This is a genomic window from Ruegeria sp. CL3 (assembly GCF_056536505.1).
This window is the reverse complement of the sequence record NZ_JBQFPT010000005.1, coordinates 217,171-237,969: the sequence shown is the minus strand read 5'-3', so window position 1 is coordinate 237,969 and position 20,799 is coordinate 217,171. Positions and strand designations below refer to the sequence as shown.

The 20,799-nt window shown below is 60.1% G+C and carries 19 protein-coding genes; 7 read left to right on the top strand and 12 right to left on the bottom strand.

The genetic code is table 11. The features are described from left to right. Nucleotides 1–3: 3 nt before the first annotated feature. From ACR0NO_RS09405 to ACR0NO_RS09395, 3 genes are all read right to left on the bottom strand, one after another. Nucleotides 4–2,937 (bottom strand): DNA translocase FtsK, encoded by a 2,934-nt coding sequence (locus ACR0NO_RS09405; RefSeq protein WP_480723765.1) that lies wholly within the window; start codon nt 2,935–2,937, stop codon nt 4–6. Between the two features lie 14 nt (nt 2,938–2,951). Beyond that, nucleotides 2,952–4,133 (bottom strand): aminotransferase class I/II-fold pyridoxal phosphate-dependent enzyme, encoded by a 1,182-nt coding sequence (locus tag ACR0NO_RS09400; protein WP_480723764.1) that lies wholly within the window; start codon nt 4,131–4,133, stop codon nt 2,952–2,954. A 109-nt stretch (nt 4,134–4,242) separates the two neighbouring features. Next, nucleotides 4,243–5,571 carry an amidase gene (locus ACR0NO_RS09395; protein ID WP_480723763.1) on the bottom strand — a complete coding sequence of 443 codons (1,329 nt, stop codon included), beginning with the start codon at nt 5,569–5,571 and terminating at the stop codon, nt 4,243–4,245. A gap of 87 nt (nt 5,572–5,658) precedes the next feature. On the opposite strand from ACR0NO_RS09395, the gene ACR0NO_RS09390 reads away from it, so the two are divergent. Beyond that, nucleotides 5,659–6,885: an FAD-dependent monooxygenase gene (locus ACR0NO_RS09390; RefSeq protein WP_480723762.1), complete on the top strand. Its 1,227-nt coding sequence runs from the start codon at nt 5,659–5,661 to the stop codon at nt 6,883–6,885. Nucleotides 6,886–6,910: 25 nt separating this feature from the next. On the opposite strand, the gene ACR0NO_RS09385 is transcribed toward ACR0NO_RS09390, so the two are convergent. The 6 genes from ACR0NO_RS09385 to ACR0NO_RS09360 all read right to left on the bottom strand — a co-directional run bounded on the left by ACR0NO_RS09385 (nt 6,911) and on the right by ACR0NO_RS09360 (nt 11,088). After that, on the bottom strand, nt 6,911–7,096 hold the full coding sequence (locus ACR0NO_RS09385) for a Trm112 family protein (protein ID WP_170375578.1): 186 nt from the start codon (nt 7,094–7,096) through the stop codon (nt 6,911–6,913). Beyond that, a complete protein-coding gene (locus tag ACR0NO_RS09380; RefSeq protein ID WP_170552397.1) occupies nt 7,093–7,734 on the bottom strand; it encodes an LON peptidase substrate-binding domain-containing protein in 642 nt (213 codons plus the stop codon). The genes ACR0NO_RS09385 and ACR0NO_RS09380 overlap by 4 nt, the downstream gene beginning before the upstream one ends. A 27-nt stretch (nt 7,735–7,761) precedes the next feature. Further along, nucleotides 7,762–8,679, bottom strand: a complete 918-nt coding sequence (gene trxA, locus ACR0NO_RS09375; RefSeq protein ID WP_480723761.1) for a thioredoxin — start codon at nt 8,677–8,679, stop codon at nt 7,762–7,764. A gap of 76 nt (nt 8,680–8,755) precedes the next feature. After that, nucleotides 8,756–9,544: an exodeoxyribonuclease III gene (locus ACR0NO_RS09370; protein WP_480723760.1), complete on the bottom strand. Its 789-nt coding sequence runs from the start codon at nt 9,542–9,544 to the stop codon at nt 8,756–8,758. Between the two features lie 125 nt (nt 9,545–9,669). Beyond that, nucleotides 9,670–10,059 (bottom strand): VOC family protein, encoded by a 390-nt coding sequence (locus ACR0NO_RS09365; protein WP_480723759.1) that lies wholly within the window; start codon nt 10,057–10,059, stop codon nt 9,670–9,672. Between the two features lie 342 nt (nt 10,060–10,401). Further along, entirely contained in the window at nt 10,402–11,088 is a 687-nt protein-coding gene (locus ACR0NO_RS09360) for a response regulator transcription factor (RefSeq protein WP_170375588.1), read from the bottom strand. Between the two features lie 162 nt (nt 11,089–11,250). Here ACR0NO_RS09360 and ribA point away from each other — a divergent pair, with 162 nt between their 5' ends. Further along, nucleotides 11,251–12,345, top strand: coding sequence for a GTP cyclohydrolase II (ribA, locus tag ACR0NO_RS09355; protein WP_170666096.1), 1,095 nt, complete (start codon nt 11,251–11,253; stop codon nt 12,343–12,345). After that, nucleotides 12,342–12,842 (top strand): L,D-transpeptidase family protein, encoded by a 501-nt coding sequence (locus tag ACR0NO_RS09350; RefSeq protein WP_480723758.1) that lies wholly within the window; start codon nt 12,342–12,344, stop codon nt 12,840–12,842. Before ribA ends, ACR0NO_RS09350 begins: the two co-directional genes overlap by 4 nt. Here ACR0NO_RS09350 and ACR0NO_RS09345 read toward each other — a convergent pair. Further along, a complete protein-coding gene (locus ACR0NO_RS09345; RefSeq protein WP_480723757.1) occupies nt 12,826–13,485 on the bottom strand; it encodes a YggS family pyridoxal phosphate-dependent enzyme in 660 nt (219 codons plus the stop codon). The two genes, ACR0NO_RS09350 and ACR0NO_RS09345, sit on opposite strands and share 17 nt — an antisense overlap. Nucleotides 13,486–13,588: 103 nt before the next feature. Beyond that, nucleotides 13,589–14,674, bottom strand: coding sequence for a porin (locus ACR0NO_RS09340; RefSeq protein WP_480723756.1), 1,086 nt, complete (start codon nt 14,672–14,674; stop codon nt 13,589–13,591). Between the two features lie 281 nt (nt 14,675–14,955). Between ACR0NO_RS09340 and ACR0NO_RS09335 the strand changes: the two genes are divergently transcribed. The 4 genes from ACR0NO_RS09335 to holA all read left to right on the top strand — a co-directional run bounded on the left by ACR0NO_RS09335 (nt 14,956) and on the right by holA (nt 19,585). Next, entirely contained in the window at nt 14,956–15,444 is a 489-nt protein-coding gene (locus tag ACR0NO_RS09335; RefSeq protein WP_480723838.1) for a DUF3576 domain-containing protein, read from the top strand. Nucleotides 15,445–15,517: 73 nt separating this feature from the next. Beyond that, nucleotides 15,518–18,070 (top strand): leucine--tRNA ligase, encoded by a 2,553-nt coding sequence (gene leuS / locus ACR0NO_RS09330; RefSeq protein ID WP_480723755.1) that lies wholly within the window; start codon nt 15,518–15,520, stop codon nt 18,068–18,070. Continuing rightward, a complete protein-coding gene (gene lptE / locus ACR0NO_RS09325; protein WP_480723754.1) occupies nt 18,057–18,560 on the top strand; it encodes an LPS assembly lipoprotein LptE in 504 nt (167 codons plus the stop codon). The genes leuS and lptE overlap by 14 nt, the downstream gene beginning before the upstream one ends. Continuing rightward, nucleotides 18,557–19,585 (top strand): DNA polymerase III subunit delta, encoded by a 1,029-nt coding sequence (gene holA / locus ACR0NO_RS09320; RefSeq protein ID WP_480723753.1) that lies wholly within the window; start codon nt 18,557–18,559, stop codon nt 19,583–19,585. The genes lptE and holA overlap by 4 nt, the downstream gene beginning before the upstream one ends. Here the strand turns inward: holA and ACR0NO_RS09315 are convergent. Beyond that, nucleotides 19,582–20,760 (bottom strand): TIGR03862 family flavoprotein, encoded by a 1,179-nt coding sequence (locus tag ACR0NO_RS09315; protein ID WP_480723752.1) that lies wholly within the window; start codon nt 20,758–20,760, stop codon nt 19,582–19,584. The two genes, holA and ACR0NO_RS09315, sit on opposite strands and share 4 nt — an antisense overlap. Nucleotides 20,761–20,799 lie beyond the last annotated feature (39 nt).

Genomic DNA, 20,799 nt, shown 5'->3' with positions numbered 1-20,799 from the left:
ATCCTACTGCTCGGGGACGAGGATTTCCCGCTTACCGACGTGATTTGCCGCCGAAACAACACCTTCGTCCTCCATCTGTTCGACCAGACGGGCGGCCTTGTTGTAGCCGATGGCAAGTTTCCGCTGGATGTAAGAGGTCGAGCATTTGCGATCCTTGATCACAATCGCCACCGCCTGATCATACAGCGCATCTTCGCCATTTGTGTTGCCACCGGTGTTTAGGCCCAGAACGGCGTCGATATTGTCGGCTTTTTCCTCAGCCGGGCCATCGACCACACCGCTCATGTAATCGGGCGGACCAAATTGCTTCAGGTGGTTGACAATTTCCTCGACCTCTTCGTCCGAGACAAACGGGCCGTGGCAGCGGGTGATCTTGGCACCGCCAGCCATATACAGCATGTCACCCTGCCCCAGAAGTTGCTCGGCGCCCATCTCACCCAGAATGGTGCGGCTGTCGACCTTCGATGTCACCTGGAACGAAATCCGTGTCGGGAAGTTCGCCTTGATCGTACCGGTGATCACGTCGACCGAGGGGCGCTGCGTGGCCATGATCAGGTGGATACCCGAAGCCCGCGCCATTTGCGCCAGACGCTGAATGCAGGCTTCGATCTCCTTGCCTGCGACCATCATCAGGTCAGCCATCTCGTCGACGATGACGACGATATAGGGCATCGCCTCAGGCGCGAACTCTTCGGTCTCGAAGGTGGGTTCGCCGGTCTCATCGTCAAAGCCCGTCTGGACCGTGCGGCTGAACATCTCGCCCTTCGCCAGCGCGTCCTTCACCCGGCCGTTGTAGCCTGCTATGTTGCGGACACCCATTTTGGACATCTTGCGATAGCGATCCTCCATCTCTCCCACGACCCATTTCAGAGCGACAACCGCTTTTTTCGGGTCGGTCACAACGGGCGACAGCAAGTGCGGGATGCCGTCATAGACCGACAGTTCTAGCATCTTGGGGTCGATCATGATCAGGCGGCATTCGTCCGGCGACAGCTTATAGAGCAGCGACAGGATCATGGTGTTGATCGCCACCGACTTACCCGAGCCAGTCGTCCCCGCGATCAGCAGGTGAGGCATTTTCGCAAGGTTCGCGACAACCGATTCACCACCAATATCCTTGCCCAGCGCAAGAGGCAGAGCATGGTTGCCATCACCGAAATCGCGGCTGGCGAGGATTTCGCGCAGCACCACCATCTCACGGTTTTCATTGGGCAGTTCGATCCCGATCACCGAGCGGCCCGGCAAGGTCGAAACACGCGCCGACAGCGCCGACATCGAGCGTGCGATATCGTCGGCCAGACCGATTACGCGGCTCGCTTTCAGACCCGGAGCAGGCTCCAGCTCGTACATGGTGACAACCGGACCGGGGCGGACGCTGACGATCTCACCCTTCACGCCGTAGTCGTCCAGCACGTTCTCCAGCATCCGTGCGTTTTCTTCCAACGCTTCGTCGCTCAGGTGATGACGTTGAATGCTGGCAGGGTTGGACAAAAGGCCCAAGGGGGGCAATTCGAAATCGGAATGCCGTTCCTCGAACGACAGGGTCGGCTGCGCTTCGGCCTGTGCCCGACGGGACGGCGGCGGCGTGCGACGGACAGGTTGGGCAACAACTGGCTTGCGCGGCTCGGCCACTGGGATCTTCACAGCTGGGCGCTGCGGCACAACGGGTTCCGGTGTCGTCGTATCTTCGAACACCGCGTCATCATCGTAGGCATGCGCGGCATAGTCATCCTCGGGCATGTAGTCTGCATCGGGCGCGTAGTCGGGCTCGGGCTGATAGTCATGCGCCGTGTCTTGCCACGTCGGCTCAGCCGACAAAGCAGGCTCGGGCGGCAGGCCAGCAGCGGTCATGGGCGGCTCGGGGGGCAGTTCACCCGCCCCTCTGGGATTGAAGATCAGCGGGTCCGGCCCACGACCGCGACCCTTGGTCAGGGGCAGGTTGGGGTCATGTTCAGGGGCCATCTCGCCGGTCGCCACCTTGCGATTGCGCACAGCGGCCGAAATCTTCGAGCGGATACGATCTTCACCCGGCATTTCATCAAAACCCTGCACTGGCATGGCTTCGACCAATTCAGGCTCTGGCAGCGGCTCTGGGCGACGGATCAGGGCTGGCATCCGGGCCAGCAGGCCGGTTTTGGGGGCGGGTTCGGGTTCTTCCTCGACCTCTTCGAAGATTGGGTCTTCAAACGCGATCTCATCGTCGAAAACGGGTTCGATCCGCGCGGCACGGTGCTCTTTCCATTGTTCACGACGCTCTCGCGCTGATTGTACCGTGGCCGAGGCACCCCGACCCAGCAGGTTCATCAGCATGTCGTAGGACATCACCAGCCCCAGTAGGAAAGCACGCGTTCCACGCGCGACATCAACTTTGGTGAAGCCCAGAACAAAAATACCCAACGACAGCATTCCGACGGCCATGGCCAGCGACATCAGCTTGACCAGGAAATGCGAGGATATCGGCAGAAGCGTCAGCAAAGCCCCCATGACGGTGTCGCCAAACAGTCCGCCCAACCCATAGCTATGGGTCGCGCGCCAGACCTCGCCTGGAACCAGAGTGGCGGCGTAGACGGACACGATGGCAATCCAGATCGGCGCAAAAATCAGCCGCGCCACGGCGCGGTCTTCGCCGAAATGTCCGGCGAAACGCACACCCCAGCCGATCAAAACCAGCGCGATCCCCCAGCTGCCCCAGCCAACGATCATGAACAACGGCGCAGCGATCGAGGCACCGATCCGCCCCATCCAGTTCTGTACCGGCGCATCGGTCGAGACCATCCAGTTCGGATCTTCCGGCGTGTAGGACCAGATCATTGCCGCAGCGGCCAGCCCCAACAGAATCAGAGCGATCCCGATCAGTTCCTTGGTGCGCCGCTCAATCGCGGCCTGAGTCGTGCTGTCCAGTAATGGATCGCGGTTGCGCGCGTTCAATGATGCCATTTTGCCCTCGTACCTCACGAATAGATGCAGTCACGAAGCTTGATCAGCCCCTGCTGCAACTCTTTTTTTGGAGCCACCAAAGCGGCCCGGATAAATTGCTCGCCCGGGTTTTGCCCCGGATCACCTTGAGAAAGATATGCACCCGGCAAAACCCGAACGCCGGTCTCCTGCCACAGCTTCAAAGCGGTTTCTTCGCCGTTCTCGACGGGCAGCCACAGGAAAAACCCAGCCTCGGGCGGCATATAGCCCTGCAGGCCCGAGAAGACCTCATCCGCGATGGCGTATTTTTCCCGATAGAGCGCGCGGTTCTGGACGACATGCGTCTCGTCGTCCCAGACGCGCGCGGCGGCAGCCTGCAGCGGCAGCGGCAAAGGCGCGCCCGCATAGTTGCGCAGCTGTTTGACCCGTTTGATACTGTCCGGCCCGCCCGCAATCAGGCCCGAGCGCAACCCGGCCAAGTTCGACCGTTTCGACAGAGAATTGAATAGCACGACCCGCTCAGGATCAGCGCCCAGCTCTTGCGCGACGGTCAGAGCACCTGTTGGTGCCTCATCGCGGTAGATCTCGGAATAGCATTCATCGGCGAAAATGCGGAAATCGTATTTCTCGGCCAAGCCGATCAACTCGGCCCAGTAGTCACGCGAGGCGACGGCCCCCTGCGGGTTCGCAGGCGAGCAGATATAGGCGGCAACCGTTCGGTTCAGCACATCGTCAGGCAAGCTGGCATAGTCCGGCAAATGGCCGGTCGCGGCGGTGGCGGACACGAAGTAAGGCTGCGCCCGGACCGAGATCGAAGCGACCATATAGACCTGATAAAACGGGTTCGGACACAGAATGATGGGATCTTGCCCGTTCTTCTGTTCGGGGCACAGCGCCATGGCAGCATTGTAAAGCCCCTCACGCGTGCCGTTCAGGGCCATCACGTTGGTATCGGGGTCCATCGTCACGCCATAGCGACGCTTGATCCAGTCGGTGATCGAACCTCGCAGCTCGGGCGAGCCTTCATTCGGGGGGTAGCCCTGAAACCCGGCCGCGTTTTCTGTGATGACGTCTGTGACCCAAGCGGGGAAATCATGCATCGGCGCGCCGATGGTCATGTGAATCACGTCTCCACCCGGTTGATGATGGTCCAACAGGGTGCGCAGACGCGGGAATGCGTATTCCGGTAGGTTCGAAAACCGCTCGGGGAAATTCATATCTACTGCCTCAATATCGGGATCGTTTTCGCCCCGTTTGATTGGCAGATTACAGATCAGACCCCGTCCCGTCCAGACAAAGAGGTTCCGAATCAGGGGATTGTGGCATTCACGCCAATGCAGATTCCGCCGCCGAACCCAACCGCAGCAGCGCTTCTTCCGAGCCGGGATAGCCCAGCATCATCAAGCCACAACCCGCAGTTCCCGTCGGCAGGGTCAGTGCCACAAGCCCCATCAGATTGCCGATACGCGTGTTGCGCAAGGCCAGCAGGTTCTCGGTCACGTAATAGTCGTGATCGCTGAGGAGTCTTTCCAGATTGGGCGGTAAGATAGGTGCGGTTGGGGCCAGAACCGCATCGAACCCGGCGGTCGCCGCATCCCACGCTGCGCGGCAGGCCTTGAGCTTGGACCACGCGGCCACATAGTCGGGGCCTGAAACATCTTTGCCGGTGCGGAACCGTTCAAGAATTTCGGGATACATCGCCTCGGGGTTGGCTTCGATGACGTCTTTCCACAGCCCGTATGCCTCGGTCGTGTAGAGAACACCCGAAAGCGCCATTGCGTCGTGCAGTTCAGGTACCTCCAGCGGTACAATCTCGGCCCCGGCATCGCGAAGTCGGTCCAGCGCATCGTCGAACGCCTGTCGCGGCGCATCGCGCAGGTCGTCCTTGGCGACGTTTTGCAACTCGGCAAAGCGGCGGCCTTTCAGGCTGGCACCACGCATGTCCGCCGGCGTGCCGCCTTCCAGCAAGGCCAGCATATGCGCGGCGTCTTCGACGGAACGTGCAAGAGGGCCAACCGTGTCGAACCGCAAACAGAGCGGCACGACCCCTTCAAGGCTGAGCCGACCGGCCGTAGTTTTCAGCCCCACCAGGTTGTTCCAGGCTGCAGGGATTCGCACCGACCCACCTGTGTCGGAGCCAATCCCGCAAGCCGCCAGCCCCCAGGCTACCGAGGCCCCGGCCCCCGAGGATGACCCGCCCGGCACGGCATCTTCATCGTCCACACAGGGCGGCGTGTCTGTGATCGGGTTCAGACCAAGCCCTGAAAACGCCAGTTCGCTCATGTGGGTTTTGCCGAGGCACACGGTGCCCATGGCCGTTGCGTTTCTTAGGACCAAAGCATCCGCGTCCGGGATACGTCCTTTCAACAAGGCCGAGCCCGCCTCGGTTCCAATACCAGCCGTGTCGAACAGATCCTTCCAGCTGATCGGCACGCCATCCAGCAAGGATCGACGCAGGCCCAAGGCGGCGCGCTCTTTCGCGGCTTTCGCCTCAGCCCGGGCGCGGTCATGGGTGACGCGCGCATAGATACGGTCGCGGTGGGGATGGGCGTCAATGGCGGCCAGATAGGTCTCGGTCAGTTCAACGGGGTCGATTTGCCCCATACCGACCCCACGGCCCAAATCACAGGCCGTCATGGTTAGCCATTCCTGCATCACACCCCTCCTTGCGTCTGACTTTCTGGGACGGTAGCGACAGGACCGCACATGGACAATCCCGAAAGGGCGCGCATATTGCAGGGCATGACACAGGCATCGAAAATCCTGATCGTGGGCGGAGGCCTGAACGGCGCGGCCCTTGCATTGGCACTGGCGCAAACCGGGCATTCTGTTTGCGTGATTGACACGTTGGGCGAAAAGGTCCGCAAGAACGCGGCATTCGACGGGCGGTCTTATGCGCTGGCGCTGGCGTCCAAGCGGTTGCTTGACGCAATCGGTGTGTGGGAGCGGGTCGAGGAACATGCCCAGCCCATGCTTGAGATCAAGGTAACCGATGGCCATGCGGGTATCGGGCCGTCACCCTTTTTCATGCATTTCGACCATACCGAGATCGAGGAAGGCCCGATGGGCTACATGGTCGAAGATCGCCACCTGCGCCGCGCGTTTCTTGAGGCGATGGTGCAAGACAAAGCGATCACACAGATCAACGGCAGAACGGTCGTTTCGCAACAGGTCGATGCAACCGGCGTGACGTTGACGCTGGATGATGGTGCGAGTGTTGAGGGTCATCTGATCGTAGGCTGCGACGGGCGCAGCAGCGGAACCGCGTCCCGCGCAGGGATCAAGCGTACCGGCTGGGATTACGGCCAAACAGCCCTTGTCTGCGCGATTGAACACGACCTACCGCATCACGGCATTGCCCATCAGTTCTTCATGCCCCCCGGCCCACTTGCGATCCTGCCACTGACCGGCAATCGCAGCTCGATCGTCTGGAGCGAACGCACCGAGGCAGCGCAGCGCATCAACGCCCTACCCGAGGCCGAGTATCTGCAGGTCTTGCGCCCTCGGTTCGGGGACTTTCTAGGCGACATCCGCCTGCAGGGCGACCGCTTCACCTATCCGCTGAACCTGACCATCGCCAATTCCTTCATCTCGAATCGCCTTGCCCTTGTCGGGGACGCCGCACACGGGATGCACCCCATTGCAGGCCAGGGCCTGAACGCCGGGCTGCGGGACGTGGGTGCCTTGGCCGAAGTGCTGACCTTGGCCGGACGGCGTGGCGAGGATATCGGGTCGGTTCTGGTGCTGGAGCGCTATCAGGAGTGGCGGCGGTTCGACACGGCCTCGCTGGCGATGGCGACCGATGTGTTCAACAAGCTGTTTTCGAACGACAACCCGCTGCTGCGCCTTGGGCGGGATATCGGGATGGGCATTGTCGGATCCCTGCCCGGCCTGCGCCGAGGGTTTGTCCGCGAGGCCGCCGGGTTGACCGGCGACCTGCCGAAGCTGTTGCAAGGACGGGCAATCTAGGGTGCACTTGAGCGCTCAGAACCGCTCAGTCCAGCGCGCGGGCCTCATCTACCAGCATCACGGGGATGCCGTTGCGGATCGGAAAGGCCAGACCCGCGGCCTTTGACACCAGTTCCTGCTTATCCGCATCATAGTGAAGCGTCGTATGCGTCTGAGGGCAGATCAGCGCCTCAAGCATGTGGCGGTCAAAAGCGTGTTCGGTCTCGCTCATTGCAGTTTTTCCTCGTTTGATCCGCCCCGCAGCGCGAATTCGATCAATGTCACCAGCGTCTCACGCCTTGTGCGTAGACAAGGGGCCTCTAACAGGGCCTGTTTGTCCTCCGGATCGAAATCCATCAGCATCGACAGTGAATTCACCAAAAGCTCATCATCTGCTTCTTTCAGCGAATCCCAATCCGTCGACAGATCGCGCGAGTCGAAAAAGCGTTCCAGCAGGTTCAGAAAGCGGCTGCGGTCGAAAACGTCGTCCTTCTCGGCCTTGCCCAGATCACGGTCAAACCCCTCCCAGGACACTTCGCACCTGCGGTAGGGCGTGAAGGCGTCCAGTTCGGACTTGATACGGAACCGGGACACGCCGGTCAGGGTGATCAGATAGCGGCCATCCTCAGTCTCGGAGAATTGCGTGACGCGACCGGCGCAACCGATCCGATGCAGCTTTGTGTCATCGCTTAGCGAGGGGTTCGGCTGAACCATTCCGATCAGCCGCTCCTTTGTTTTCAAGGCATCGTCAAGCATCTGCAGGTAGCGCGGCTCGAAGATGTGCAACGGCAGTCGCGACCGAGGCAGCAGCAGCGCCCCGGGCAGTGGAAACACGGATATCGTATCCGGCAAGTCGGCGGGATGAATCATAGACCCGAGTCTAGCTCTGATCCGAAATTAGGCAAATATCATCGAGCTGAGTTTGCGCCGGCCGTTCAGAACAATTGGATCGTTGGGCTTGAGCGCGTCGAAGATCGTGAACAACTGCGTTTTGGCAGCGCCCTCGTTCCACTCACGATCGCGGCGGAACAGCTCCAACAGCTGTGTCACGGCCTCTTCTACATCGCCATTGGCATGCAGGGCCTGCGCCAGATCGAACCGAGCCTGATGATTGTCGGGATCGGCCTCAACCGCTGCGGTCAACTCGGCCACCGGGCCCGCATCCGCCGCCTGCTTGGCCAGCTCCAACTGGGCATGGGCAGCTTCGAGTTCCGGAGTGCTTGAGATTTCGGCAGGCGCACCGTTCAGGATTGCCTCGGCCTGTTCCAGATCGCCCGAGGCAATATGCGCGCGCACCAGACCACCATAGGCAGCGGCATGGTTGGGGTCCTCGCCCAGAATCGCGGCAAAGGTTTGCGCCGCATCTACGGCTGCACCTTCTGCCAGCATTTCCTCGGCCGCCTGCACGGCGTCCTCCAGTTGACCACCGGGGCTTTCGCCACCTGCCGCCTCGATCACGCGGTCGATAAAGGCCTTGATCTCGGACCCCGGCAAAGCGCCTTGAAAGCCGTCCACCGGCTGACCCTTGAAGAACGCATAGACGGTCGGAATCGACTGAATGCGCATCTGAGACGCGATCATTTGCGCCTCATCTACGTTGATTTTGACCATTTTGACCGCGCCTTTTGCCGCGGTCACCGCCTCTTCAAGCGCGGGCCCAAGCGTCTTGCAAGGCCCACACCAAGGTGCCCAGAAATCTACGATCACCGGAATTTCCTGCGACGCCTCGACAACATCCTCCATAAAGGTGGCTTCGCTGCTGTCCTTGATCAGATCGGTGGCTGAGGTGCTTTCCGCGCCGCTCAGAAGGTCCATGGCATTCACTCTCCGGTTCAAACGTGCGCCCTATATGCAGTCCCTTGCTGCAGAAACCAAGAGCCGAGTTGCAAGTCTAAAGGTCGAAACTGGCGAAAACGGGGGCGTGGTCGCTTGGTTTTTCCCACCCGCGCGCATCGCGCAGGACACGGCTGGAATGCCCCGCGTTCGAGATATCCGGCGTGGCCCAAACGTGATCCAGTCGCCGGCCCTTGTCAGCAGCGTCCCAATCGCGCGCCCGGTAGGACCACCAACTATAAAGCTGCCCTTCAGGGATGTCCTGCCGGGTGATATCGATCCAACCGCCCGCATCTTGTGTTTCAGCCAATGCCTCAACCTCGATCGGCGTGTGTGAGACGACCTTGAGCAGTTGTTTGTGCGACCACACATCATCCTCGCGCGGGGCGATGTTCAGATCACCAACTAGAATGGATTTCTCGGGCTTCTCAGTGTGGAACCAGTCGCGCATATCTCTGAGATAGTCGAGCTTTTGCCCGAACTTCTCGTTCACCTCACGATCCGGTACATCCCCGCCTGCTGGGACGTAGAAGTTTTGGATGGTGACGCCATTTTCCAACCGCGCGGCGATGTGACGAGCATGGCCGAGACCGGCAAAATCCTTGTCGCCGACCTCTTCCATCGGGACGCGCGACAGAATGGCGACACCGTTGTATCCCTTCTGCCCACGGGCCACCATGTGAGTATAACCCAGCTCAGCAAACCCTTCGGTCGGAATCTTTTCAACCGGAGACTTGCATTCCTGCAAACACAGCACATCCGGAGCCTCTTCCTGCAGCAATTTCAGCACGATAGGCTCGCGCAGGCGGACCGAGTTGATGTTCCAGGTGGCAAGGGTGAAGGGCATAATAGGGGAATCCTTTGTCGAAGCCGGGCTTGGCGTGGCACGGCGTTGGGCGCCACGAGAACAGGCCATAAACGGCTAGGGTTCGTCAATGACTGCTATGCAGGCGATACGAGCTTTTGATGCGCTCAGTACGCGTCGCCGAAATAGACGAAACTCATTTTGTTGCCATCAAGGTCTCGGACGTAAGCTCCATAGAAGTCAGGGCCATATTGCGGGCGTGGTCCCGGCTCCCCTTCGTTGGTTCCGCCAGCAGAGAGAGCCGCCGCATGGGCTGCCTGCACTTCTTCTTCGCTTTCGCACAGCAAACCGACCATATTCCCATTGCCTGGCGTTGCTGCTTCCTTGTTGTACGGCGGAGCGACCCAAATCCGCCCACCACCGCGCAGACCATAGCAAAACCCATGGGGCATGAATTCCATGACCACCGTTCCACCAATCAGGGGCAAGACGGCATCGAAGTAATCCCTCGCCTTTGCTACATCGTTTGAACCGATCATCACGTAATTTAGGGACATAGTATACCTCGCGAAAAATATGGAACATATCGGGAACAAATGACATTCCGTCGACCGTAGTGCAACCCCTGAATTGCGGAGATCGCAAAAGGACCCATACCTCAGACACTGGTTCAACTGACGCATCTTGCCGATTGAACAAACATTTTCTGAGCGGGTAGTGATAGGCAGCCCAACGCCGGGGCATGAGCGATTGTGGACACGCTCAACGAAAAAAAGCCGGGCCATCTGGCCCGGCAGTCCAACAGGGAGGTACATGTCATTACCCGGACATGCACGGGTTGGGAGTAACCTAATTATGACTTCAGCGTATCACTTTGATCCAAATCAATCCACCTCGGATCAAGATACCAGTCGATATCCACCTGACTCTGTGACCAAAAGGCGAGCATTTGACGGATCAGGCTCGATTTTCTGACGCAGGCGGTAGATGTGCGTCTCGAGCGTGTGGGTCGTCACACCCGCGTTATAGCCCCAGACCTCATGTAGCAGGACGTCGCGCGCCACTACGCCATCGGTCGAGCGGTAGAGGAACTTAAGGATGTTGGTTTCCTTCTCGGTCAGACGGATTTTCCGGTCTTCCTCGGTGATCAGCATCTTCATTGCAGGCTTGAACGTGTAGGGGCCAAGTACGAATACGGCGTCCTCGGATTGCTCGTGCTGACGCAACTGCGCGCGGATGCGGGCCAGCAGAACCGGGAATTTGAACGGCTTGGGGACATAGTCATTGGCACCGGCATCAAGACCCAGGATCGTGTCGGCGTCACTGTCATGGCCCGTCAACATAAGGATCGGGCTTTTGACGCCCTGCTTGCGCATCAGGCGGCACAGCTCTCGTCCGTCCGTGTCGGGAAGACCCACATCCAGAATCACGAGGTCATAGATCGCTTCGCGCGCGCGCTCCATCGCGGACGCTCCATCAGAGGCTTCGAACACGTCGAAATCCTCAGTCATCACAAGTTGCTCGCTGAGCGCCTCGCGCAGGTCCTCGTCATCATCCACTAATAGGATTTTCTTGAGCTGAGCCATTCTTGGGTCCTCCAAAGCCTTTCCCATCACTTGCGTGTGGAATATGCAATCAACAAGATTTACTGCAACCGTCTCACGCCTTCGTGTCAGACGCAGCGGAAATGTTTCACAATTCCAGCCGAAAGCGCTAGGAAAAGGGTCGAACGTTATAGGGTAACATAGATGAGTCTCATCCCCGATATCACCGAATTGCTGGCGCGCGCGCGGGCTGACCTGCGGATGGGCGTGCCAATCGCGCTGGTGGATGACAATGGCGGCAGCGTTCTGGCCATCTCGGCCGAAACCATCACGCCCCAGAGACTGGCAGATCTGCGCAGTTTGGGTGGGGCACCTGTTGTGGCCATCACCGGGCGACGGGCGGAAACGCTGAAAGCGCGCGCTTACGATGGCGATCTGGCGCGGGTGTTGATCCCTGCAGATGCAGACATGGCATGGGTTCAGGCCGTGGCGGACCCATCGGACGATCTGAATGCGCCGATGAAAGGCCCCCTGATGACCGAGAGGCAAGGCAATGCCAATCTGCACCGCATTGCTATCGCGCTGGCCAAATCCGCCCGATTGCTGCCTGCCGCCGTGGTGCTGCCGGTCGAAGACGGTCGTAATTTCGTGGCAACCCACGGTTTGACTTGCATAGATCACTCCCGGGCCGCGCCGCATCTGGCAGATCGCAGCGCCCTGCACCCGGTTGTCGCCGCGCGCTTGCCGATGGAGGTGTCCGAGGCCGGTCGGTTGCACGTTTTCCGCCCTGAAGACGGCGGGGAAGAGCACTACGCGGTCGAGGTCGGGCGACCGGATCGCAGCAAGCCCGTCTTGGCTCGGCTTCATTCGGCGTGTTTTACAGGCGACATCATGGGCAGTCTGAAATGCGACTGCGGCCCTCAGCTGCGCGGCGCGCTAGCTCAGATGGGTGCCGAGGGAGCCGGAGTGTTGCTCTATCTGAACCAGGAAGGGCGCGGAATCGGGCTGGCCAACAAGATGCGCGCTTATTTCCTGCAAGATCAGGGCTTTGACACGGTCGAAGCCAACCACCGCCTTGGGTTTGAAGACGATGAGCGCGATTTCCGCCTCGGGTCGGATATTCTGAAATCGCTGGGCTTCAGCTCGGTCCGGTTGCTGACCAACAATCCCGCGAAGATCGCCATGATGGAGCGCACGGGGATCGCCGTCGCCGAGCGGGTTCCGCTGAAAGTCGGGGAAACCGCCCATAACCGCGGATATCTTGAGACCAAGGCCGTGAAGTCCGGGCATTTGCTGTGACACCCGAAGATTTGGTGCTGACCCCGCGGGGCGTTCGGTTCCGGGGACGGTCCTTTCCCTGCTCAATCGGGAAAGGCGGGCGGAGCACCGCCAAACGCGAAGGCGATGGCGCCACGCCGGTCGGCGTCCATCGCATCGTCGGAATGCTCTACCGCGCGGATCGGATCTCGGCGCCTGCGTCATGGGCCCTTCCGATCGGCCCGCAAGACCTGTGGTCGGACGAATCGAACGACAGCCGCTACAACCGACTGGTCACTGCCCCCTACACGTTCAGCCATGAACGGCTGCGCCGCGCGGACCCTCTCTATGACTTGGTGTTGTTGACCGATTGGAACTGGCCGAATGCGGTGCCGGACAAGGGCTCGGCAATCTTTCTTCACCAATGGCGGCGACCGGGTTATCCGACCGAGGGCTGTGTCGCCTTCCGTCGCGACCACCTGCGCTGGATAGCCGAGCGGATCACGCCCGGCACCCGCCTGATCATTCCTGAGGTCTGACCCGTTCGCCAAAGATGGCCGAGCCGACGCGCACATGGGTGGCCCCCAGCGCTATCGCCTGTTCGAAATCGCCGCTCATACCCATCGAAAGACCCTCGAGGTCATTGCGGGCAGCAATCTTCGCCAGCAAGGCAAAATGCAGCGCGGGTTCTTCCTCGACCGGCGGGATGCACATCAGACCGCGTATGGGCAGGTCCAGCGCCCGGCATTCTGCAATGAACCCATCCGCAACTGCAGGAAGGATACCGGCCTTCTGTTCCTCTTCCCCCGTATTGACCTGAATGAAGAGGTCCGGACAGGACCCAAGCTCCTGCGCCAACCGTGCCAGAGTTTTCGCCAGTTTCGGGCGATCGACCGAGTGGATAGCGTCACAAAGCTCCATCGCCTGACGGGCTTTGTTGGTTTGCAGCGGGCCGATGAGGTGAAGATCAACGCCTTCGAATTGCTCCTTGAACGCGGGCCATTTACCGGCCGCTTCCTGCACGCGGTTCTCGCCAAAGCACCGGTGGCCCTGTTCCAGCACATCCTGCACACGCTCGTTTGGTTGCACTTTAGATACGGCGATCAGCTTCACCAACCCCGCAGCCCGCCCGGCTTTGGCTTCGGCTTTTGCGATACGGGCGGAAATCTCTGACAGCGACATAGCGATCCTTAAATCTGGTTTGCAGCGAGACAAACACCAAGTCGGCGCAAAAGAAAAGGGCGGGTCCGAAGACCCGCCCTAGAACCGTGTGGTTCAGATCAACTTAGAAGTTGAACTGGGCACCAAAGTCGGCGCGGACATAGCTGTCTGCTTCACCTTCTTTGATCTGGCCGATACCACCGCGCAGCGATACACCGCCGCCCAGGTCGTAGTGAGCGCCGATACCAACGTTGCGGGTATCGCCATCAGCCGAACCGTCACCGTAGACGAACTGGATGGTGGTCGCAGCGCCAACGTTGTAGGCAACCGACAAACCGTATGCAGTGCCGTCGGTGGCATCTACTTCGGTGTTATCGTCTGCAACAAACAGAGTACCTGCGAAGTCACCGAACTCAGCACCCAAGGTGAAAACGAGCAGGCTTGGGTCGTCGCCATCACCACCGTCGGTCTGACCGTAGGCCAGAGCGGCAGTAACGTTGTCGAAGGTGTAGGTCGCGCTGATGTCCCAACGGTCTGCGTCAGTGCTGACGATCGTTGCAGGAGCAGGATCAGCAGGAGGAACAGTACCAGTACCGGTGACTGTTGCCACAGTGGTGGCCGCTTGGTCGTAGGACGCGCCAAACGCGAAGTCACCAACAGCGTACTGGAAGAAGACGCCGTTTACGCCTTCGCCGGTCGAGCTGTACGCTGCGAAGCCATAGTCAACACCCGAGTACTGACCCAGGAATGTTTCCAGACCAACTTCGTAGCCGTAGTAGTTTGCAAGGTTGTCGAACGAACCGGCGATGTTGCCGGCGTCAACACGCAGACCACCGAAGATGACCGAGTAACGCGCGCCGTTCAGGGTTGCCTGATCCTCTGCGGCTTCACCCAGAGCATCGTCGTCGGCTTGCAGACGGATACGACCCTCGAAGCGGACACCAGCGTCGGTTTCAGCGATTGCGTCGATGTTCAGACGGAAGCGCGAAACCAAAATGGTGTCGTCAACGTCTTCATTGACACCTGACGCGAAGACGTCATCGGCAGTTCCATTGACACCGTCTGCACCAGGGCCGGTGAAGGTTTGGGTTTCAGTGCGGTCTTCCTGGTAACCAATACCAAAACGACCATAACCGCTGAAGTTCACTTCAGCTGCTGCAACGCCTGCGGTCGCTACCAGCGCCGTCGTTGCAAAGAGAACTTTTTTCATCTTGTTTCCCTCGGTTTCAAAAAGTTTTTCTACTCGACACATGCAAAGCATATGTCTCAGCACGGACATCGTTTCGCTCTTTTCCCCCCCTTTGTGCAAGGTTGGCCTAAATAACGGGACCGCATTGAAGTTGGATTGGTGCAAGGATGCCACAGTCCTGATCACCGCCCTGTAGCGCGGATATAGTGGGATTTGATAAGAATAGGCTTGTTGCGCAAAGGGTCCTTGGCTAGGAGTAGCTTCCAATGACCGCAATTATAGCGAAACAGGACCGACCAACGATGCGCTTGCCGACGACTTTGGGTTTGATCTTTCTGACTGCCACTCTTGCAGCATGCGGACAGAATCGCAGCGCCGTCACCAACCCGGATTTGCTGAGCACCGGCAGCACCCGCACGGAAGAGCGCGAACTGGATGATCCGGAACGTACAACCATCTGGGACGTCTTTGGCCCCAACAATGCCGAACAGACCACCAACGTGAACCGTTACCTATGGGCGGCGTCTCTGGATGTTCTGAATTTCCTGCCCGTGCAAGAGGTTGATCCCTTTACCGGTGTAATCGTAACGGGTTACGGCACCCCTCCGGGCGGTGGCCGGCAGTATCGCGCCACCGTGCATATAAGTGACCCGGCGCTTGCGGCGCGCTCCCTTTCGGTTGCGCTGCAGTCCAGCGGGGGCTCTCCGGTCAGCGCCGCAACCACCCGCGCGGTTGAGGATGCGATCCTCTCGCGCGCAAGACAGCTACGGATTGCAGACAACAAGTTCTAGCAACCCGATCAAAATCGCACTAAAGACCACGCCGGGTTCCTACCCGGCGTTTTCAGTTACGAAGGACCGCATGATGTCGCGCTACTCGGCCAGTGAAATCGAAGCAAAATGGCAAGAGGCCTGGGACAAGGCCGGAATCTTCACCGCCGACCACAAGGCGGACAAGCCGAAATACTACGTGCTTGAGATGTTCCCCTACCCGTCTGGCCGAATCCATATGGGTCACGTGCGCAACTACACGATGGGCGACGTGATCGCGCGGCACAAGCTGGCAACCGGCCATAACGTCCTGCATCCGATGGGGTGGGACGCGTTCGGGATGCCGGCCGAAAACGCCGCGATGGCGATTGGCGGCCACCCCAAAGACTGGACATACGGCAACATCGCCGACATGCGCGGGCAGATGAAGCCTCTGGGCCTGTCGATCGACTGGTCGCGGGAATTCGCCACCTGTGACCCCGAATATTATGGCCAGCAGCAGGCGCTGTTCCTCGATATGCTCGAGGCCGGTCTGGTCTACCGCAAGAACGCCGTCGTGAACTGGGACCCGGTCGATATGACCGTTCTGGCCAACGAGCAGGTCGAAAACGGGCGCGGCTGGCGCTCGGGCGCGCTGGTGGAACGGCGCGAGCTGACGCAATGGTTCTTCAAGATCTCGGACTATTCCGAGGAACTGCTGGACGCCCTGGACACGCTTGAAAACTGGCCCGCTAAAGTCCGCCTGATGCAGGAGAACTGGATCGGCAAGTCGCGTGGCCTGCAATTTGGCTTTGAACGCACCGATGGAGGTGAGCCGATCACCGTATACACGACTCGCCCCGACACCCTGCTGGGCGCGTCTTTTGTCGGTATCTCACCAGATCACCCGATTGCCAAACAGCTTGAGGCTGAAAACCCAGAAGTCGCTGAATTCGTTGCTGAATGCCGCAAAGGTGGCACCACAGAAGAGGCCATCGAGACTGCCGAGAAGCTGGGCTATGACACTGGCATCAAGGTCAAGCACCCTCTGGACCCGAACTGGGAACTGCCGGTCTGGATCGCAAACTTCATCCTGATGGATTACGGCACCGGCGCGATTTTCGCCTGCCCGGCCCATGACCAGCGCGATCTGGATTTCTGCCGCAAATACGGCCTGCCCGTGGTCGATACGTTCTTTGCGCTGGATGATGAGTCTCCGGTCGACAAGCTCGCATTCGTTCCGCCAAAAACCGAGAAAGTCCGCTGGGTCAACCATTTTGCGGGTCTGACCGAGGCAACCGGCGAAGAGGCCATCAACGCCACCGTCGATTTTGCCGAAAAGGCCGGTTGGGGCGAAGGTGTCACCAAATTCCGCCTGCGCGACTGGGGTCTTAGCCGCCAGCGCTACTGGGGCTGCCCGATTCCCGTGGTTCACTGCGAAAAATGCGGCACGGTGCCCGAGAAGAAAGAGAACCTGCCGATCGAGCTGCCGTATGATGACGGCAACGGCAAAGCAATCGACTTCTCGATCCCCGGCAATCCGCTCGACCGCCACCCCAGCTGGCGGGATACGCCCTGCCCGTCCTGTGGCGCTCCGGCCAAGCGTGAAACCGATACGATGGATACGTTCGTCGATTCGTCGTGGTACTACGCCCGTTTCACCGCTCCGCGCGCTCAAACCCCAACCGATTTGGCTGAGGCCGAGTACTGGATGAATGTCGACCAGTATATCGGCGGCATTGAGCATGCGATTCTGCACCTGCTCTATTCCCGCTTCTTCGCCCGTGCGATGCAGATCACCGGCCATCTGCCGAAAAAGGCCATCGAGCCGTTCAATGCACTGTTCACTCAGGGCATGGTAACGCATGAGATCTACCAGACGCGCGACGCCAATGGCCGCCCGGTCTATCACCTGCCCGAGGACGTGACCGACGGCAAATTGGCGGATGGCACCGAGGTCGAAATCATCCCTTCGGCCAAAATGTCGAAATCCAAGAAAAACGTCGTGGACCCAGTCAGCATCATCTCGGCCTTCGGCGCAGATACTGCCCGTTGGTTCGTCCTGTCCGATTCGCCGCCCGAGCGGGACGTGGAATGGACGGCCTCCGGCGCCGAGGCCGCGTTCAAGCACCTTAGCCGTGTCCATCGCATCGCGTCCGAGATCGCCGAGTCGGACATACCTGCCAACGGTGAAGACGAAACCCTGCTGCGCGAGATGCACAAAGCGATCCATGATGTGTCGGGTGGTGTCGAATCCTTTGGCTTCAACGCCTCGATCGCCAAGCTTTATGCCTTCACCAACACTCTGGCGAAGTCGAAAGCAGGGACCGAGGCCAAGCGCGAAGCCGCTAAGACTTTGGCACAGTTGATGTCGCCGATGACGCCGCACCTGTCCGAGGAACTATGGCAGCTGCTGGGTGGTGAGGGGCTTGTGGCAACTGCTGCTTGGCCGGTCGCGGATGAGGCGATGTTGGTCGATGATACGATCACCCTGCCGATCCAGATCAACGGCAAACGCCGCGCGGAAATCAGCGTGCCCAAGGATATGCCCAAGGATGAGGTTGAAAAAATCGCGCTCAGCACCGAAGCTGTGCAAAAGGCGTTGGAGGGAGCCGCGCCAAAGAAGGTGATTGTTGTCCCGGGCCGGATCGTGAATGTCGTCGTTTAACCGCAGAAATTTTTTGTTTGCCCAGCTGGCTGCCTGTTTTCTTGGGGCCGCCTGCGGGTTTGAACCGATCTATGCGCCCGGTGGGGCGGGCTCGGAACTCTTTGGCAAGGTAGAGGTATCGGCCCCGAACACGGTCGAGAGTTACCTGCTGGTTCAAAACCTCGAACAAAAGCTGGGGCGCAGCGCGACCTCAGGCAATGCCTACCGTCTGGATGTCCGTGTTGAGACCGCCGTCCAGGCTGCTGCGATCACGTCCACCAACGAAATCAACCGTTTGTCCATCGACGGGCGCGCCGAATACACGCTGAAATCGAATGAAACTGGTCAAATCCTGGCCTCGGGCGAAGTCACTGATTTCGTGGGCTATTCGGCAGCAGGCTCGACCGTTTCGACCCTTGCGGATGAGCGCGACGCCCGAGAGCGCCTGATGGTGATTCTGTCCGACCAGATCGTCAATCGACTCTATGCGACGCCGGGCCTGACCTCATGAAGTTGAGCCCGCGCGAGGCTGACGGGTATTTTGCCAGACCGGACGCGGACAAAACCGGGCTTCTGATCTACGGCGCCGACACGATGCGCGTGGCTTTGAAGCGCCAACAGGTGCTGACCGCGCTGCTTGGGGCAAATGCCGAAGAAGAGATGCGTCTGACCCGAATGCCTGGCAGCGATCTGCGCGGCGACCCGGCGCAATTGCTGGATGCGGTCAAAGCGGTTGGTTTTTTCCCCGGCCCGCGCGCGGTGTTCGTGGAAGAAGCAACCGATACCGCCGCGCCCTCGATCCTCGCCGCGCTTGAGGATTGGACCCCCGGAGATGCTCAGATCATCGTGACTGCGGGGCAATTGAAAGCCAGCTCGAAAATTCGCAAGGCCTTCGAATCGCACCCGGCGGCCTATGCGGTGGGCATTTATGACGATCCGCCCTCTCGGGCCGAGGTCGAACGGATTCTGACACAGGCCGGATTGCAGAACATCCCACGCGACGCGATGTCGGCGCTGGGAGAGTTGGCGGCCAGCCTCAGCCCCGGAGATTATACCCAAACGGTCGAGAAACTGTCGCTGTACAAACGCGGCGACGATAGCGAACTCAGCCTTGAAGACATCGAAGCCTGCGCGCCCCACTCGACCGAGGCCGCGCTGGATGATGTATTGAACGTGGTCGCCGAAGGCCGCGCCGGAGAAATAGGCCCGCTGATCCGTCGCCTGCAAGCGCAGGGCACCAACGGGGTGACGCTGTGTATCGGCGCGACCCGGCATTTCCGAACGCTTTATGCCTGTGCCTCCGACCCCGGTGGGGCGGCGCAAGGGATCGGCAAGTTGCGCCCGCCCGTCTATGGGAAACGACGCGACCGTATTTTGCGACAGGCTCAAGGGTGGGGTGCGCCAAAGCTACAGACGGCACTGACAGTGCTGACAGATACCGACCTGTCGCTACGCTCGGCCGGACAAACGGCGCCTGCGATGGCCTTGGTCGAACGCGCGATGATCCGGCTGGCGATGCTGGCCCGGTCGCGTTAGCGGTTCAACCAGTCGCCCGCAGCCCGTCCGGCCCAGCGCCCCGTCGCCAGACAGGCCGTGAGAAGGTAGCCTCCGGTGGGTGCCTCCCAATCCAACATCTCACCGGCACAGAATACACCGGGCATCGCAGTTAGCATCAGGTCGTCGGTCATGGCAGCGCGTGGGATTCCTCCGGCGGTTGAGATCGCCTCATCAATCGGGCGCAATCCTGCGTGGCATATCGGCAGGGCCTTGATCAACGTGGCCATCTCGTCGGGTGCGTCTGGAAGGGGGCGGGCGAACTCCATCAGCAACGCAGTTCGCACCGGTCCAAGTTTCAGAGCTTTGCGCAGGTGATTGGACAAGCTCATCTTGCCGCGAGGTTTTGCCAGACGCGCGGCTACTTCTGAGGTCGACAGGTCAGGCATCAAATCGATCGTCAGGGGCGCACCCTCTCGCACGGGCTTGCAGATGGAGTAGACGCCCCCGCCTTCCAACCCGCGGGCGGAGATCACCGCCTCGCCCCTCGTGCGCTGGGGTCCAGCTTGCAGCGCGACCCCTTTGATCGGCGCGCCGAAATGCGCGGTCATGTGATCCGACCAATCGACCAAAAGCCCAGCATTTGCAGGTGCAAACGGTGCGGGTTGCACGCCTTTCTCTGCCAGCCATGGAGCCCAGGCCCCGTCCGAGCCCAACCGCGCCCAGCTGGCCCCGCCCATGGCAAGCACGGTTGCGTCTGGCTGCAAGCGCTGCGGGCCATCCGGAGTATCAAACACCAGCGCTTCCCCCTCCCAACCGGTCCATCGCCAGCGGGTTCGGATCTCGACACCGCGATCAGCCAGACGCGCCAGCCATGCACGCAGCAAGGGTGAGGCTTTCATAACGGTTGGAAAAACACGGCCTGTTGAGCCGGTGAAAAGCTTTTGCCCCATTTCGCGCGCCCAGTTCTGTACGGCCTGCGCGTCGAACTCGGTCAGCATCGGGCGCAACCAGTCTGAGGCTTCATCATAGGATTGGATCAGGGTCTCGAACGGCTTATCCTTGGTCAGGTTCAAACCCGACTTGCCGGCCATCAGAAACTTGCGCGCGACCGAGGGCTTGGCCTCGGCCACCAGAACCGAGTGACCGGCAAGGGCAAGCTGCTCGGCCGCCATCAACCCGGCCGGTCCTGCCCCGATCACCACTGCCTGCGCCATCTTCGCCCTCTTGCCTTCGCCGCCCGCAGGCGCATCATT